Raw genomic sequence first — 13,574 nt, 5'->3', positions numbered from 1 at the left:
GCTAGATCTCCCCCTCTTCGATCACCAACGCGTCGTGCCCGGCGTCGGTCCAGGCCACCCAGGGTGCGGAGTGGAAGTACTGCAGCGCCAACGCCTCTGACACCTCCGAGCAGGTGCGCTGCAGATCGTCCAGCCCGGATTCCAAGGACTCCAGCAGGACCCCGGGGCGCAGGAACTCCAGCTCGCTGCGGGCGCGGCCCAGCAGCCGCTGCGCCTCGTCGGTGGCCCCGACGCGGTTACGCGTGCGGTGCTGCAGGCCCTCCAGGCTGTGCTCGGCCATCCGCAGCGAGTAGAACACCGACCGCGGGAAAAGCCGGTCCAGCAACAGGAATTCGACCACCCGCCGGGCGTCGAGCACGCCGCGGTAGGTGCGCAGGTAGGCGTCGTGGGCGCCGGCCGAGCGCAGCACCGTGACCCACGCGGGCGAGGACGCGCTCTCCCCGACGCGGGACTGCAGCATGCGCACCGTCATGTCGACGCGCTCGATGGCCCGCCCGAGCACCATGAACCGGTAGCCGTCGTCGCGCGACAGCGTGGAGTCCGCCAGGCCGTCGAACATCGCGGCGCGGCCCTCCACGTAGGCGAGGAATTCGTGCGGCCCGAGCCGCCGCGCGGCGCGCTCCCGCTCGGGCAGCGCGTTGTAGGTGGTGTTGAGGCATTCCCACATCTCGGCGGAGGTGACCTCGCGTGCGCCGCGGGCATTCTCGCGCGCCGCGGTGATCGCGTCGACGATCGAGGAGCCGCCCCCGGCGCCGCGGGAGAACGCCACCAGTTCGGTCAGCGACCACACGTCCAGGGCTTCGTCGGGCGGGTCGATGCCCAGTACCCGCAGCAGCACCCGCGACGTGTGGTCCGGGTCGACGCTGGAGTCCTCGAGCAGCTGATGGATCACCACGTCGAGGATGCGCGCGGTGTCGTCGGCGCGCTCGACGTAGCGTCCGATCCAGTACAGCGATTCGGCGTTGCGGGCCAACATCAGTCGCTCACCGCCTGCTGCTGTTGCTGCTGCTGTTGCTGCTGGTCGCCGGTGACGACGGCCTGCTGTTGCTGCTGCTGTTGTTCGCCGCTCTTGCCGTTCTTCGACGGCCGCTCGGTGGATTTCGGCGCCGGCGCCTTGGCCTCCCCGGGCAGGCTGCGGACCACCTCGGCGGCGGCGAGTTCGCGGTCGGCCGAGGACGCGCGCGACGCCAGCACCCAGGTGTCCTTGGAGCCGCCACCCTGACTGGAGTTGACCACCAGCGAACCCTCCGGCAGCGCCACCCGCGTCAGGCCGCCCGGCAGCACCCAGACCTCGTCGCCGTCGTTGACCGCGAACGGCCGCAGGTCGACGTGCCGCGGGGCCAGGGTGTGGTCGATCTGGGTGGGCACCGTCGAGAGTTGCACGGCGGGTTGGGCGATCCACCCGCGAGGATCGGCTTCGACCTTGCGCCGGATGGTGGCCAGTTCCTTCTCGGAGGCCTCGGGCCCGAACACGATGCCGTACCCGCCGGAACCCTCCACGGGTTTGATGACCAGTTCGTCGATCCGGTCGAGCACCTCCTCGCGCTCGTCGTCGAGCCAACAGCGGAAGGTGTCGACGTTGGCCAGCAGCGGCTTCTCCCCCAGGTAGTAGTCGATGATGGTCGGCACGTAGGTGTAGACCAGCTTGTCGTCGCCGACGCCGTTGCCCACCGCCGAGGAGATCACCACGTTGCCCGCACGCGCGGCGTTGACGATCCCGGCCACGCCCAGCACCGAATCCGGCCGGAAGTGCATCGGGTCCAGGAACTCGTCGTCGATGCGGCGGTAGATGACGTCGACCTGACGTTCCCCCTCGGTGGTGCGCATGTAGACGGTGTTGTCGCGGCAGAACAGGTCGCGGCCCTCGACCAGTTCGACGCCCATCTGCCGGGCCAGCAGCGAATGTTCGAAGTACGCCGAGTTGTAGACCCCGGGCGTGAGCACCACGACGGTGGGATCGGCCACGTTGGTGGGCGCTGCCTTACGCAGCGCGCGCAGCAGGTACGACGCGTAGTCGCCGACCGCGCGGACCCGGTTGGTGGCGAACAGGTTGGGAAAGACCCGCGCCATGGAGCGGCGGTTCTCCATCACGTAGGACACCCCCGACGGGGACCGCAGGTTGTCCTCGAGCACCCGGAAGGTGCCCTGTTCGTCGCGGATCAGGTCGATGCCGGCGACGTGGATCCGGACGCCGTTGGGCGGCACGATGCCCGCGGCCTCCCGGTGGAAGTGGTCGCAGGAGGTCACCAACCGGCGCGGGATCACCCCGTCGCGCAGGATCTGCTGGTCGCCGTAGATGTCGTCGAGGTAGGCCTCCAACGCGGTGACGCGCTGTTTGATGCCGCGTTCCAACCGGGTCCATTCGGCGGCCGAGATCACCCGGGGCACCAGGTCCAGCGGGAACGGGCGCTCCTCGCCGTACAGCGAGAAGGTGATGCCCTGATCGGTGAAGGCCCGGTCCAGCGCCTCGGAGCGCGCCGCCAGTTCGGAGGCGTCCGACGGCGCCAGTTCCTTGTAGATCCCCTTGTACGGTCCGCGGACCGCGCCCTGGGCATCGAACATCTCGTCGAACGCGTCGGCGTAGGTGCCGCGTTCGGTGTAGCCGTCGAAGATGGGCGCGGACTTCTTGGCGGCGCGCGAACTCGTCTTTCGTTTGCTCTGGCCGGACACAGTGCGAACGCTCATCGTTCCCATGCTGCACCACGCGGGTTGTTCAGGCAGGCTGGCTGGGCAATCGGGTCGGCGGATCCGGCACGCTTTGGGGGTTGCCCGGCCGAACTGGTAACCTGAACAATCGCTGCCCGGATCGGGCATCCGGAGATTGCTTCTCCCGAAGACAACCCAGCTCGAGAAATCAGAAGGAACTGACGCGTGGCCAACATCAAGTCGCAGGTAAAGCGCAACCGCACCAACGAGCGCGCCCGTCTGCGCAACCAGTCGGTGAAGTCCTCACTTCGCACGGCTGTCCGCGGGTTCCGTGAGGCCGTCGAGGCCGGCGACAAGGACAAGGCCGCCGAGCTGCTGCTGTCGACCAACCGTCAGCTCGACAAGGCCGCCAGCAAGGGCGTCATCCACAAGAACCAGGCCGCCAACAAGAAGTCGGCGCTGACCCTGGCGCTCAACAAGCTCTGATTCAGTTGTTCCTGGCCAACTCGGCCACCTTCCGCACGGCCGCCTCGAGCGCGTAATCCGCGTCGGCGGCCGCTCCCTTGACGTCCGCGTTCAGCGCCGCCACCAGCTGCAGCGCGCTGGCCACCCGGTCCCGCGACCAGCGCCGGGCCTGCTTCTGCGCCTTCTGGATGCGCCACGGCGGCATGCCGAGCTCTCCCGCCAGCCGGTAGGGATCCCCGGACAGCGGCGCCACCCGCGCGACGGTGTGCACGGCCTCGGCGAGCGCGTCGGCCAGCACCACCCGCGGCTCGCCGGCCAGCATGGCCCAGCGCAGCGCTTCGGCCGCCCCCTCGACGTCGCCCACGATCGCCTTGTCCGCGATGTCGAACCCTTTGACCTCCGCTTTTCCGCTGTGATAGCGGCGCACCGCGGCGGCGTCCACCCGACCGTCGGTGTCGGCGACCAGCTGCGAGCACGCCGAGGCGAGCTCCCGGATATCGGAGCCCACCGCATCCAGCAGCGCGGTCACCGTCTCGTCGCCGACCTTGATTTTCAGGGAACGGAACTCGCCGCGCACGAAGTCGGCGCGTTCGCTGACCTTGGTGATCTTCGCGCACTTGTGCACCCGGGCGCCCAGGTCGCGCAGCCGGGTGGCCAGCGCCTTGGCGCGGCCCCCACCGGAATGCACGACCACCAGTTCGGTGCCCGACGGCAGATCCGCCGCCGCGGCGGCGACCAACTCGACGGCGTCCTTGCCGGCCTCGCCGGCGGCCTCGAGCACCACGATGCGCTCGTCGGCGAACAGTGACGGGCTGAGCAGCTCGGCGAGCTCGCTGGTGCTGACATCTCCGGCGCGCAGCCGGTTGACCGGGATGTCGCCGATCTCCAGGCCCCCGCCACCGGAGCCGACCCGCCCGCGGACCTCCCGGGTGATCGTGGCGACGGCCCGCTCGACGAGCAGTTCTTCGTCACCGAGGACCAGATGCAGACCGGGAACCTGTGCACTCACGCGACGATGGTGCCACATCCCGGCGACGCCGCGAGACCAGCGCTCACAGCAGCCCCGACAGCGCCCACGCGAACGCCACCGCGGCCGCGCAACCCAGCCCGATCCGCGCCCAGCGGCGCCCCCAGCTGAGTGCCACCGCCAGGGTGGCGCCGGCCAGCGCCAGCACGCCGACGGCACCGGAGGGCACCGGGACCGCGGCGTGCGGCACCGCCGAGGTCCAGTGCGCCACCTGCAGCAGCCACCACAGCTCCGGGCCGGTGAACCGGATCAGCAGCCGCGCGGCGGCCGGCCACAGCATGCCCAGCGCCGCGGCCGCGGTGCCCAGCAGCGTGATCGGCGCGATCACGACGGTCACCAGCAGGTTGGCCAGCACCGCGACCAGGCTCAGGGTGCCGGAGATCCCGGCCACCAGCGGGGCGGTGACCAGCTGCGCGGCCACCGCCATGCACACGGCGTCGGCCAGCGGCTTGGGCCAGCCGCGCCCGACCAGGCGCTGCGACCAACGCGGCGCGAGCACGATCAGCGCGGCGGTCGCCGACACCGACAGCGCGAATCCGACGTCGACGGCCAGCTGCGGCGCGACCACCAGCAACACCAGCACCGCGCCGGCCAGGGCCGGGATGGCCTGGCGGCGCCGCGCGGTCAACAGCGCCAGCAGCGCGATGGCCCCCATCACCGCGGCCCGCAGCACGCTGGCGGTCGGCTGCACCACCACCACGAACGCCACGAGCGCGACGGCGGCGAGCACGACCGCGCTCCGCGGGCCGAGCAGCCCCGCGCCCAGCAGCACCGCCCCGCAGACGATCGTGACGTTGGCGCCCGAGACCGCGGTCAGGTGGGTCAGCCCGGCGATGCGGAACTCCCTTGTGGCCGCCGGCGGCACCGCGGAGGTGTCGCCGAGGACCAGCGCGGGCAGCATCGCGGCCTGATCGGCGGGCAGGACCTCCCGGGCCCGCGCGGCCAGCCGCGCGCGCACGGTGGCCGCCGCGCGCTGCAGCGCCGAGGGTTCGCCGAGGGTGGGTTCGCCAGAGGCGTTGAGCGCCGCGACGGTGAGGTCGCGGCGGCCGGGCGGGGTGACCCGGGCGCGAAAGCGCAGCGGCTGCCCCGCGGTGACCGCGTGGTATTGCAGCACGGGCGCGAACACCACCACCCGGCCCCGGGTGCGCAGGTCGTCGACTTGGCGCAAATCGGCGCGGATCAACAGCCGGCCACTGCCGATGGACAGCGGCGATTCGGCGGCCACCACCGTCACGGTCGCCGTGGTGCCGTACCGGTCGACCACCGGATGGGTGCGAATACTGTTGGCGCGCAGGCTGATCGCCAGGCCAAAGCCTACTCCCACCAGCGCCGCGGTGGTCACGACCGCGCCGATCACCCGGGCCGTGTCTCGCTCCGCCGGCATACGGCCCCGCAGCACGGCGGCCACCGCCGCGACGACCAGGCACACCACCGCCGACGCGGCCCCGAGGTTCCAGTAGGTGCCCGCGGCGGTGATCGCCCACGCGACCAGTGCCGCGGGTACCAGGCGCAGATCGGGGCGATCATTCACACCCGAACCTGGTCGCGCAGCCGCTCCAGCCGCGCCGGCCCGATCCCGTCGACCTCCCCGAGTTGCTCGACGCCGGTGAAGCCCCCGTGCTGTTCGCGCCACGCGACGATGGCGGCCGCGGTCACCGGGCCGATGCCGGGCAGCTCCTCGAGCTGAGCGGCGGTCGCGGTGTTGAGGTCCAGCGGGGCCCCTGGATCGTCGCCGTCCGCCGGGGCACCGGGGGCCGGGGTGGCGCCGCCGCCCGGGGCGGGACCGCCGCTGATCGAACTGCCCAGGACCGGCGGCGCGCCCGGCGCCGGCGACAGGCCGACCACCACCTGTTCGCCGTCGCTGAGGTGGCGCGCCAGGTTCAGCCCCACGGTGTCGGCGCCGGTCAGGGCGCCGCCGGCGGCGGTCAGCGCGTCGGCCACCCGGGCCCCCGGCGCCACCGTGACCAGCCCGGGCTGCTGCACCAGGCCGACGACGCTGACCACCACCGGTTGATCCGGGGGCGGCGCGGGCGCACTCGCGCTGGGGCCGGGGCTCGCCGAGGCCGCCATCTCCACCGGCGGCAGCTTGGCCGACGCCACCGGGGTGGGGTCGTCGCGCATCAGGGTGAATACGGTCACCAGCACCGCCAGGGCCGCGACACCGGCCAACGCGAACCCGCCGGCGCGGCCCGGGTCCGCCCGCGCGGCGGCCATCCAGCCGCGCAGCGTGCCGTCGTGGCCCGCGTCGGCGTCGGGCAACCAGCGCGGCAGCAGGTCCCGGGGGTCACCGTCGTCGGTGTCGTCGGCGTCCGGATCGACGTCGAGGCCGTCGAGGCGGCGCAGCCGATCCGCGGGTGTTTCGTGGGGCATGCCGCCGACGCTAGGACCGCGCCGCGACATTCGCCGCCCCCGCCGCCGGCTCCTGTGGAGCAAGCCCGCGCTGTGGACAGCCGCGGGTTATTCGCCCTCGGGCACGTCGGCGACGACGGCGACCGCACCGGCGCCGACATGCAACGCCAGCACCGGACCCAGCTCGCTGCGCAGGGCCGGCGGGCAGGCCGGCAGGCGTTCGGCCAGAACGGCGGCCACCTCGTCGGCGCCGTCGGGATTGGCCACGTGATGCACCGCCAGCGCGGCCGCGCGCGGACCCACCACCTCGCAGACCCGGTCGATCATGGTCGCGACCGCCTTGCTCGGCGTCCGGACCCGTTGGGCCAGCACCAGTTTGCCGTCGTCGATGCGCAGCAGCGGCTTCAGCGACAGCGCGGTACCCAGCCAGGCCGCCGCGCCGCCGATGCGTCCGCTGCGCCGCAAATTGTCCAGCCGGTGCACCACGATGTAGCCGTGGCTGCGGCCGATCGCCGAATGCGCCTGGGCCGCAACGGCGTGACGGTCCGCGCCGGCAGCGGCCGCGCGGGCCGCGGCGAGCGCCACGAAGCCGGTGCCCATGGCCGTCGAGCGGGAATCCACCACCGCCACCTCGGGACCCACCTCGGCGGCGGCCTGCTGTGCCGCGCCGAACGTGCTCGACAGCGCGGCGGACAGGTGCACCGCCACCACCCCCGCGCCGTCGCTGTCGGCCAGGGCCCGCCGATAGGCCGTGCGTAGTTCCTCCGGGCTGGCGCCGGCGGTGCTGGCCTGCCGGTCGTGGATGTCCGGCGGTACGTCGTCGACCCCGTCGTGCAGATCCGCCCCGTCGAGCAGGATGTGCAGCGGAACCACCCGGATACCGTGTGCGTCAGCAAGTTCGGTGGGTAGCCGGGCGGCGGAGTCGGTGACGACTATGACCGGCACCGATCAACCGCCCGATTTCTCGACCGCGACGGCCAGCGCCTTGAGCATCAACTCCGCGACGGCCTCGTGCGCCTCGAAGTTCCAGTGAATGCCGTCGGGATTGCCCCGGCCGCCGTAGATCTCGTCGGCGACGGCTTCCTTGAGGTCCACCAGCGGCACGTCGTGCTCGGCCGCCCAGGAGGTGATCGCCGCGACGGTACCGTCGCGGCCGCGGTGCGAGTTGCCGTAGGTGTCGGCGGTGTGCACGCTGGGCAGCGTGGCGACCATGGGGATGCCGGGTCGGTTGAAGTCGATTGCGCCGCGGGTCATCTCGAGGTATTCGGCCGTCAGGTGCGGCGGCAGCGCGGGCCGCGCGACCGGCGACAGCCGCGGCTGCAACCACCCGTAGCCGTCGCGCACCCAGCGGCGCAGGCGCGCCGGGCGGACGTAGCGGATCGACTCGCGCAGCGCGGTCGGCAGCGGCGAGGGCAGCGAATCCATGCCGCAGGTCGCGAAGACCACCGCCCCCGCGCGCGGCAGCGCGGCCCACGAGCGCGGGTCCTGGGTCGCGGCCCACCACACGTCGCGGCAGGTCCAGCCGATCCGACCGATCAGTTCGAGATCCCAGTCGAGCTGCCGGGCAACGATATTGGGCCAGATGCGCGGGTCGTCGGAGGGCAGTCCGCCGGTCGGTCCGTAGTAGGCCAGCGAGTCGGCGAACACCAGCAGCGTCTTGCGCGCCCCGGGATCAGAGGACATCGTTGGCCACCTGCGCCGAGGCGTTCCAGACATCGAGGCGCCACCGGATGCCCTCGAAGGCCGCGTCCGGGGCCGAATGCCCGGCCAGCTGCACCCAGCTGGCGTTGCCCATCCCGCCCAGGATCGGCCAGTTGTCCACCGGGATCCCGAGCAGGGCCGCGGTCAGCGCGGCGATCAGGCCGCCGTGGGCCACCAGCACCACCGGCCGATCGGATTCGTCGGCACCCCAATCCCGTTGGCTGCCCACGAGTTCGGTCACCAGCGGCACGCTGCGCTCGGCGACATCCACCCGACTCTCCCCGCCGTGCGGGGCCCAGCGGGCGTCGTCGCGCCACGCCAGGCGCGCCCCCGGGGCCAGGGCGTCGACCTCGGTGTGGGTCAACCCCTGCCAGTCCCCCAGATGCGTTTCGCGCAGCCGCTTGTCGACCTCGACCGGCACGCCGGCCTGCTCGCCGAGGGTCACCGCGGTGTCGTAGGCCCGGCGCAGATCCGAGGACACGATCAGCAGCGGCCGGCGCTTGCCCAGCACCTCGGCGGCCGCGACCGCCTGCGCGCGGCCCAACTCGGACAGGTCGGTGTCCAGCTGGCCCTGCATCCGGCTGCCGGCGTTGTACTCGGTCTGGCCGTGCCGCAGCATGACCAGTCGGCGGATCCTCACTGCTGATCCTCGCCGGATCCGTCGCCGGGGCGATCACCCAGGTCCACCGGCACCACCGGGCAGTCCTTCCACAGCCGGTCCAGCGCGTAGAACTCGCGCTCGTCGCGGTGCTGGATGTGCACCACCACGTCGACGTAGTCGAGCAGGACCCAGCGGCCCTCCCGGGTGCCCTCGCGGCGCGCCGGCTTGTTGCCGGCCTGGCGCATCTTCTCCTCGACCTCGTCGACGATGGCGTTGACCTGACGGTCGTTGGCGCCCGTGGCGATCACGAAGCAGTCAGTGATGACCAGCTGACCGGAGACGTCGATCACCACCACGTCCTCGGCGAGTTTGTCGGCGGCCGCGCGGGCGGCCACGGCGGCCATCTCGAGGGCTTCGTCGGTCGCGGTCATGGGTTCACCTCGGGGATCGGAACGGCGGTCGGATGGCTGCGGTACAGCGCCCGCTTGGCGACGTACTGCACCACACCGTCCGGTACCAGGTACCAGATGGGCCGCGATTGCGCGGCGCGGTTGCGGCAGTCGGTGGACGAGATCGCCAGCGCGGGGATCTCGACGAGGGTCAGCGCCTCGGCGGGCAGTTCGGACATGGCCTCGGTGATGTGCTTGCTGTCGAGTTCGAAGCCGGGTCGGCTGACCCCGATGAACCGGGCCAGGGAGAACATCTCCTCCCAGTTCTGCCAGCTCAGGATCGACGCCAGCGCGTCGGCGCCAGTGATGAAGTACAGCTCGGTGTCGGCGTTGGCGGCCTTGAGGTCGCGCAGGGTGTCCTTGGTGTAGGTCGGGCCGCCGCGGTCGATGTCGACCCGGCTGACCGTGAAGCGCGGGTTGGACGCGGTGGCGATCACCGTCATCAGGTAGCGGTCCTCGGCCGCGGTCACCGATCGGCCGTGCTTCTGCCAGGGCTGTCCGGTGGGGACGAACACCACCTCGTCGAGGCCGAACAGGTCGGCCACCTCGCTGGCCGCGACCAGGTGCCCGTTGTGAATGGGATCGAAGGTCCCCCCCATCACGCCCAGCCGTTTCACGGTAGGCCAGCTTACTGGAGCGATCTCGGCGTGATTTTCCACGGTGAGCATGGGAAATCACGCCGAAATCCCGCTATACGGGGAGCAGGTTGTCGATCACCGAGGCCAACTGCTTGGCCGACCGGCATTCGTGCATGGTGATGATCTCCTCGTAGCGCGGGACCGCCGAGTCCCCGCTACCCCACAGATGGCGGGGTTCGGGGTTGAGCCAGTGCGCGTGCCGGCTGGCGCTGACCATGTGGGCCAGCAGTTCCAGTTCCGGGTTGCGGTAGTTGTTGCGGCCGTCGCCGAGGATCAGCAGCGAACTGCGCGGCGAGAGCACGTTGGGGAACTTGTCCAGGAACGACGAGAACGCGTGCCCGTAGTCGCTGTGGCCGTCGCGGGTGTAGACCTCCGCCTCGCGGGTGATCCGCTGCACGGCCACCGCCAGGTCGGCGTCCGGGCCGAACAGGTGGGTCACCTCGTCGGTGGTGTCGATGAACGCGAAGACCCGCACCCGGGAGAACTGCTGACGCAGCGCGTCGACCAGCAGCAGGGTGAAGTGGCTGAAGCCGGCGACCGATCCGGACACGTCGCAGAGCACGACGAGTTCAGGGCGCGCCGGGCGCGGCTTGGCCAGCACGACGTCGATGGGCACCCCGCCGGTGGACATCGACTTGCGCAGCGTCTTGCGCAGGTCGATCTGGCCGGCGCGGTGCCGGCGCCGCTTGGCAGCCAGCCGGGTGGCCAGCGTGCGGGCCAGCGGCGCCACGGTCTTGCGCATCTGCTTGAGCTGTTCCCCGGAGGCGCGCAGGAACTCGACGTTCTCGGCCAGCTGCGGGATGCCGTACATCTGCACGTGGTCGCGGCCCAGCTGCTCGGCGGTGCGCCGCTTGGTCTCGGACTCGACCATCTTGCGGATCTGGGCGATCCGTTGGGCGGCAAGCGATTTGGCGATCTCTTCCTGGGTCGGCGACGGGCTCTCGCCGTAGGGGGCCAGCAGACCGGCCAGCAGCTTGCCCTCCAACTCGTCCAGGGCCATCGACTTGAGCGCCTGATAGCTCGAGTACGACGGGCCCCGGCTGGAGTTGTACTTGCCGTACTGCTCGACGATCTGGGCGATCATGGCGGCCAGGCGCTGATCCATGTCGGCCAGATCCTGGTTCTGCGAGAGCAGATCCAGCAGCATCGCCCGCATGGCCTCGACGTCCTCGGGCGGCAGCGTCGGCGGCTGGTCGGCTTCCGGCACGCCGTCGTCGTCGGCCAGGACCGTGCGGTCGCCGAGCGCGGCCGGCCACCACAGGTCGAACATCGCGTCGTAGGTCTCGCGGTGATCCGACCGGCGCAGCACCGCGCACGCCAACCCCTCGCGCAGCACCTCCCGATCCCCGAGGCCGAGCGTCGCGAGCACCTTGCCGGCGTCGACGGTTTCCGACGGCCCGACCGAGATACCTTGTGCGCGCAGCGCTTCGACGAAGCCGACGAGGTGGCCCGGCAGCCCGTGCGGGGCCAGTGGCTGTGGGGGGCTGGTGCGCCGGGGTGCCATCAGTGCGGCCTCAGTTGAGCCGGAGCTCGGAGCTGGCCTTGGTCTGATCGGACTGATGCTTGAGGACGACGCCGAGCGTCGCGGCGATGGCCGCGTCGTCGATGGTGTCCATGCCCAGGGCCAGCACGGTGCGGCCCCAGTCGATGGTCTCGGCCACCGACGGCACCTTCTTGAGTTGCATGCCGCGCAGCACGCCGATGATGCGTACCAGTTCCTCGGCGAGCTTCTCCGGCAGTTCCGGGACCCGCGACAGCAGGATCCGGCGCTCGAGGTCGGCGTCGGGGAAGTCGATGTGCAGGAACAGGCAGCGCCGCTTGAGCGCCTCGGAGAGCTCCCGGGTGGCGTTCGAGGTGAGCAGCACGAACGGCTTGCGCTCGGCGGTGATGGTGCCGAGTTCGGGGACGGTGACCGCGAAGTCGGACAGCACCTCGAGCAGCAGGCCCTCGATCTCGATGTCGGCCTTGTCGGTCTCGTCGATCAGCAGCACGGTGGGGTCGGTGCGGCGGATGGCGGTCAGCAGCGGCCGCTGCAGCAGGAATTCCTCGCTGAACACGTCCATCTTGGTCTGGTCCCAGTCCCCCGAACCGGACTGAATGCGCAGGATCTGCTTGGCGTGGTTCCACTCGTAGAGCGCGCGGGCCTCGTCGACCCCCTCGTAGCACTGCAGCCGCACCAGCCCGGCCCCGGTGCACTGGGCCACCGCGCGGGCCAGCTCGGTCTTTCCGACCCCGGCCGGGCCCTCCACCAGCAGCGGCTTGCCCAGCTGGTCGGCCAAAAAGACCGCGGTGGCGGTGGCGGTGTCGGGCAGGTAGCCGGTCTCGGTGAGCCGACGGGTCACGTCGTCGATGTCGGTGAACAGCGGCGCGGGCCGAGCTGGGGTGTCCAAAGGAAGCTCCTCGTTACTCATCAGGCGGGCCGGATGTGACCGTCGCCCCAAACAATCCATTTGCTCGAGGTCAGTTCCGACAATCCCATGGGGCCGCGGGCATGCAGTTTCTGGGTCGAGATACCGATCTCGGCGCCGAACCCGAACTGCTCGCCGTCGGTGAACGAGGTGGCCGCGTTGACCATCACCGCGGCGGCGTCCACCTGTTCGGTGAAGCGTTGGGCCGCGGCCAGATCCGTGGTGACGATGGCCTCGGTGTGGCCGGTGCCGTACTCGTTGATGTGGGCGATCGCGCCGTCGACGCCGTCCACCAGGGCCACGGCCAGGTCCATCGACAGGAACTCGGCGCGCAGCTGGTCCTCGCTGGGCTCGCTGTGCACGGCGACGCCGGCCTCGGACAGCGCGGCGGTCAGCCGCGGCAGCGCGGTCTCGGCAAGCGCCCGGTCGACCAGCAGCGTCTCCGCGGCGTTGCAGACGCTGGGACGACGGGTCTTGGAGTTCAACAGGATGCGCTCGGCGACCTCGAGGTCGGCGGCGGCGTCGATGTAGACGTGGCAGTTGCCGACACCGGTCTCGATGGTGGGCACCGTGGCGTCGCGCACGACGGCGTCGATCAGGCCCGCGCCGCCGCGCGGGATCACCACGTCGACCAGCCCGCGGGCCTGGATCAGGTGGGTGACGCTCGCGCGGTCGGCGCTCGGCAGCAGCTGCACCGCGTCGGCCGGCAGGCCCTCGGCCGTCAGCGCGTCGCGCAGCACCGCCACCAGCGCCGCGTTGGAACGGGCCGCCGAGGAGCTGCCGCGCAGCAGCACGGCGTTGCCGGACTTCAGCGTCAGGCCGAAGGCGTCGACGGTGACGTTGGGCCGGCCCTCGTAGACGATGCCGACCACCCCGAGCGGCACGCGTTGCTGGCGCAGCTGCAGCCCGTTGGGCAGGGTCCGGCCGCGCAGCACCTCGCCGACCGGGTCCGGCAGGCCCGCCACCTGGCGCAGGCCGGCGGCGATGCCCTCGACGCGCTGCGGGTTGAGCGCCAACCGGTCGAGCATGGCCTCGGGGGTGCCCGCGGCGCGGGCGGCGGTCAGGTCCTCGCCGTTGGCCGCGAGGATGTCGTCGACGGCGGCCAGCACGGCGTCGGCCGCGGCGTGCAGGGCCTGATCCTTGACGGCGGTGGTCAGCGCGGCCACGGCGCGCGAGGCGGCCCGGGCGCGGCGCGCGGCGTCGTGGACCTGTGCGCGCAGGTCGGCCTGGGCATCCGAAAGCGTGGCTGCTTGCAGATTCATCGTCCCAGCGTATCGCGGGTTAGCCTGG

General features: G+C 71.6%; 14 protein-coding genes. 1 reads left to right on the top strand and 13 read right to left on the bottom strand.

Annotated elements, in window-relative coordinates; genetic code table 11:
- Position 1: 1 nt before the first annotated feature.
- A complete protein-coding gene (locus EL338_RS08080; protein WP_126333272.1) occupies positions 2 to 976 on the bottom strand; it encodes an alpha-E domain-containing protein in 975 nt (324 codons plus the stop codon).
- Positions 976 to 2,685, bottom strand: coding sequence for a circularly permuted type 2 ATP-grasp protein (locus tag EL338_RS08075; protein ID WP_435404896.1), 1,710 nt, complete (start codon positions 2,683 to 2,685; stop codon positions 976 to 978). Before EL338_RS08075 ends, EL338_RS08080 begins: the two co-directional genes overlap by 1 nt.
- Before the next feature lie 186 nt (positions 2,686 to 2,871).
- Between EL338_RS08075 and rpsT the strand changes: the two genes are divergently transcribed.
- Entirely contained in the window at positions 2,872 to 3,132 is a 261-nt protein-coding gene (gene rpsT, locus EL338_RS08070; protein WP_126333268.1) for a 30S ribosomal protein S20, read from the top strand.
- A gap of 1 nt (position 3,133) precedes the next feature.
- Here the strand turns inward: rpsT and holA are convergent, their stop codons facing one another.
- From holA to EL338_RS08015, 11 genes are all read right to left on the bottom strand, one after another.
- Entirely contained in the window at positions 3,134 to 4,120 is a 987-nt protein-coding gene (holA, locus tag EL338_RS08065; protein WP_235666404.1) for a DNA polymerase III subunit delta, read from the bottom strand.
- Between the two features lie 43 nt (positions 4,121 to 4,163).
- Positions 4,164 to 5,651, bottom strand: a complete 1,488-nt coding sequence (locus EL338_RS08060; protein ID WP_126336738.1) for a ComEC/Rec2 family competence protein — start codon at positions 5,649 to 5,651, stop codon at positions 4,164 to 4,166.
- A gap of 14 nt (positions 5,652 to 5,665) precedes the next feature.
- The gene (locus EL338_RS08055; RefSeq protein ID WP_126333264.1) at positions 5,666 to 6,508 is read right to left on the bottom strand and encodes a ComEA family DNA-binding protein; all 843 of its coding nucleotides are present in this window, start codon (positions 6,506 to 6,508) and stop codon (positions 5,666 to 5,668) included.
- 87 nt (positions 6,509 to 6,595) lie between these two features.
- Complete coding sequence (locus EL338_RS08050) at positions 6,596 to 7,432, bottom strand: DegV family protein (protein WP_126333262.1); 837 nt, start codon at positions 7,430 to 7,432, stop codon at positions 6,596 to 6,598.
- Positions 7,433 to 7,435: 3 nt separating this feature from the next.
- Positions 7,436 to 8,170, bottom strand: a complete 735-nt coding sequence (gene octT, locus EL338_RS08045; RefSeq protein ID WP_126333260.1) for a diglucosylglycerate octanoyltransferase — start codon at positions 8,168 to 8,170, stop codon at positions 7,436 to 7,438.
- A complete protein-coding gene (gene gpgP / locus EL338_RS08040; RefSeq protein ID WP_126333258.1) occupies positions 8,160 to 8,828 on the bottom strand; it encodes a glucosyl-3-phosphoglycerate phosphatase in 669 nt (222 codons plus the stop codon). Before gpgP ends, octT begins: the two co-directional genes overlap by 11 nt.
- Positions 8,825 to 9,220: a ribosome silencing factor gene (gene rsfS, locus EL338_RS08035; protein ID WP_126333256.1), complete on the bottom strand. Its 396-nt coding sequence runs from the start codon at positions 9,218 to 9,220 to the stop codon at positions 8,825 to 8,827. Before rsfS ends, gpgP begins: the two co-directional genes overlap by 4 nt.
- Positions 9,217 to 9,837 carry a nicotinate-nucleotide adenylyltransferase gene (gene nadD / locus EL338_RS08030; RefSeq protein WP_235666487.1) on the bottom strand — a complete coding sequence of 207 codons (621 nt, stop codon included), beginning with the start codon at positions 9,835 to 9,837 and terminating at the stop codon, positions 9,217 to 9,219. The genes rsfS and nadD overlap by 4 nt, the downstream gene beginning before the upstream one ends.
- Before the next feature lie 91 nt (positions 9,838 to 9,928).
- The gene (locus EL338_RS08025; protein WP_126333252.1) at positions 9,929 to 11,380 is read right to left on the bottom strand and encodes a vWA domain-containing protein; all 1,452 of its coding nucleotides are present in this window, start codon (positions 11,378 to 11,380) and stop codon (positions 9,929 to 9,931) included.
- A gap of 10 nt (positions 11,381 to 11,390) precedes the next feature.
- Positions 11,391 to 12,266 (bottom strand): AAA family ATPase, encoded by an 876-nt coding sequence (locus EL338_RS08020; protein WP_126333250.1) that lies wholly within the window; start codon positions 12,264 to 12,266, stop codon positions 11,391 to 11,393.
- A 20-nt stretch (positions 12,267 to 12,286) separates the two neighbouring features.
- The gene (locus tag EL338_RS08015; protein ID WP_126333248.1) at positions 12,287 to 13,546 is read right to left on the bottom strand and encodes a glutamate-5-semialdehyde dehydrogenase; all 1,260 of its coding nucleotides are present in this window, start codon (positions 13,544 to 13,546) and stop codon (positions 12,287 to 12,289) included.
- Between the last annotated feature and the right edge of the window lie 28 nt (positions 13,547 to 13,574).

The organism is Mycolicibacterium chitae, assembly GCF_900637205.1.
In the GTDB taxonomy this organism is placed as follows: domain Bacteria; phylum Actinomycetota; class Actinomycetes; order Mycobacteriales; family Mycobacteriaceae; genus Mycobacterium; species Mycobacterium chitae.
Note: the sequence above shows the minus strand (reverse complement) of the source record. Positions and strands in the feature narration are given on the sequence as shown.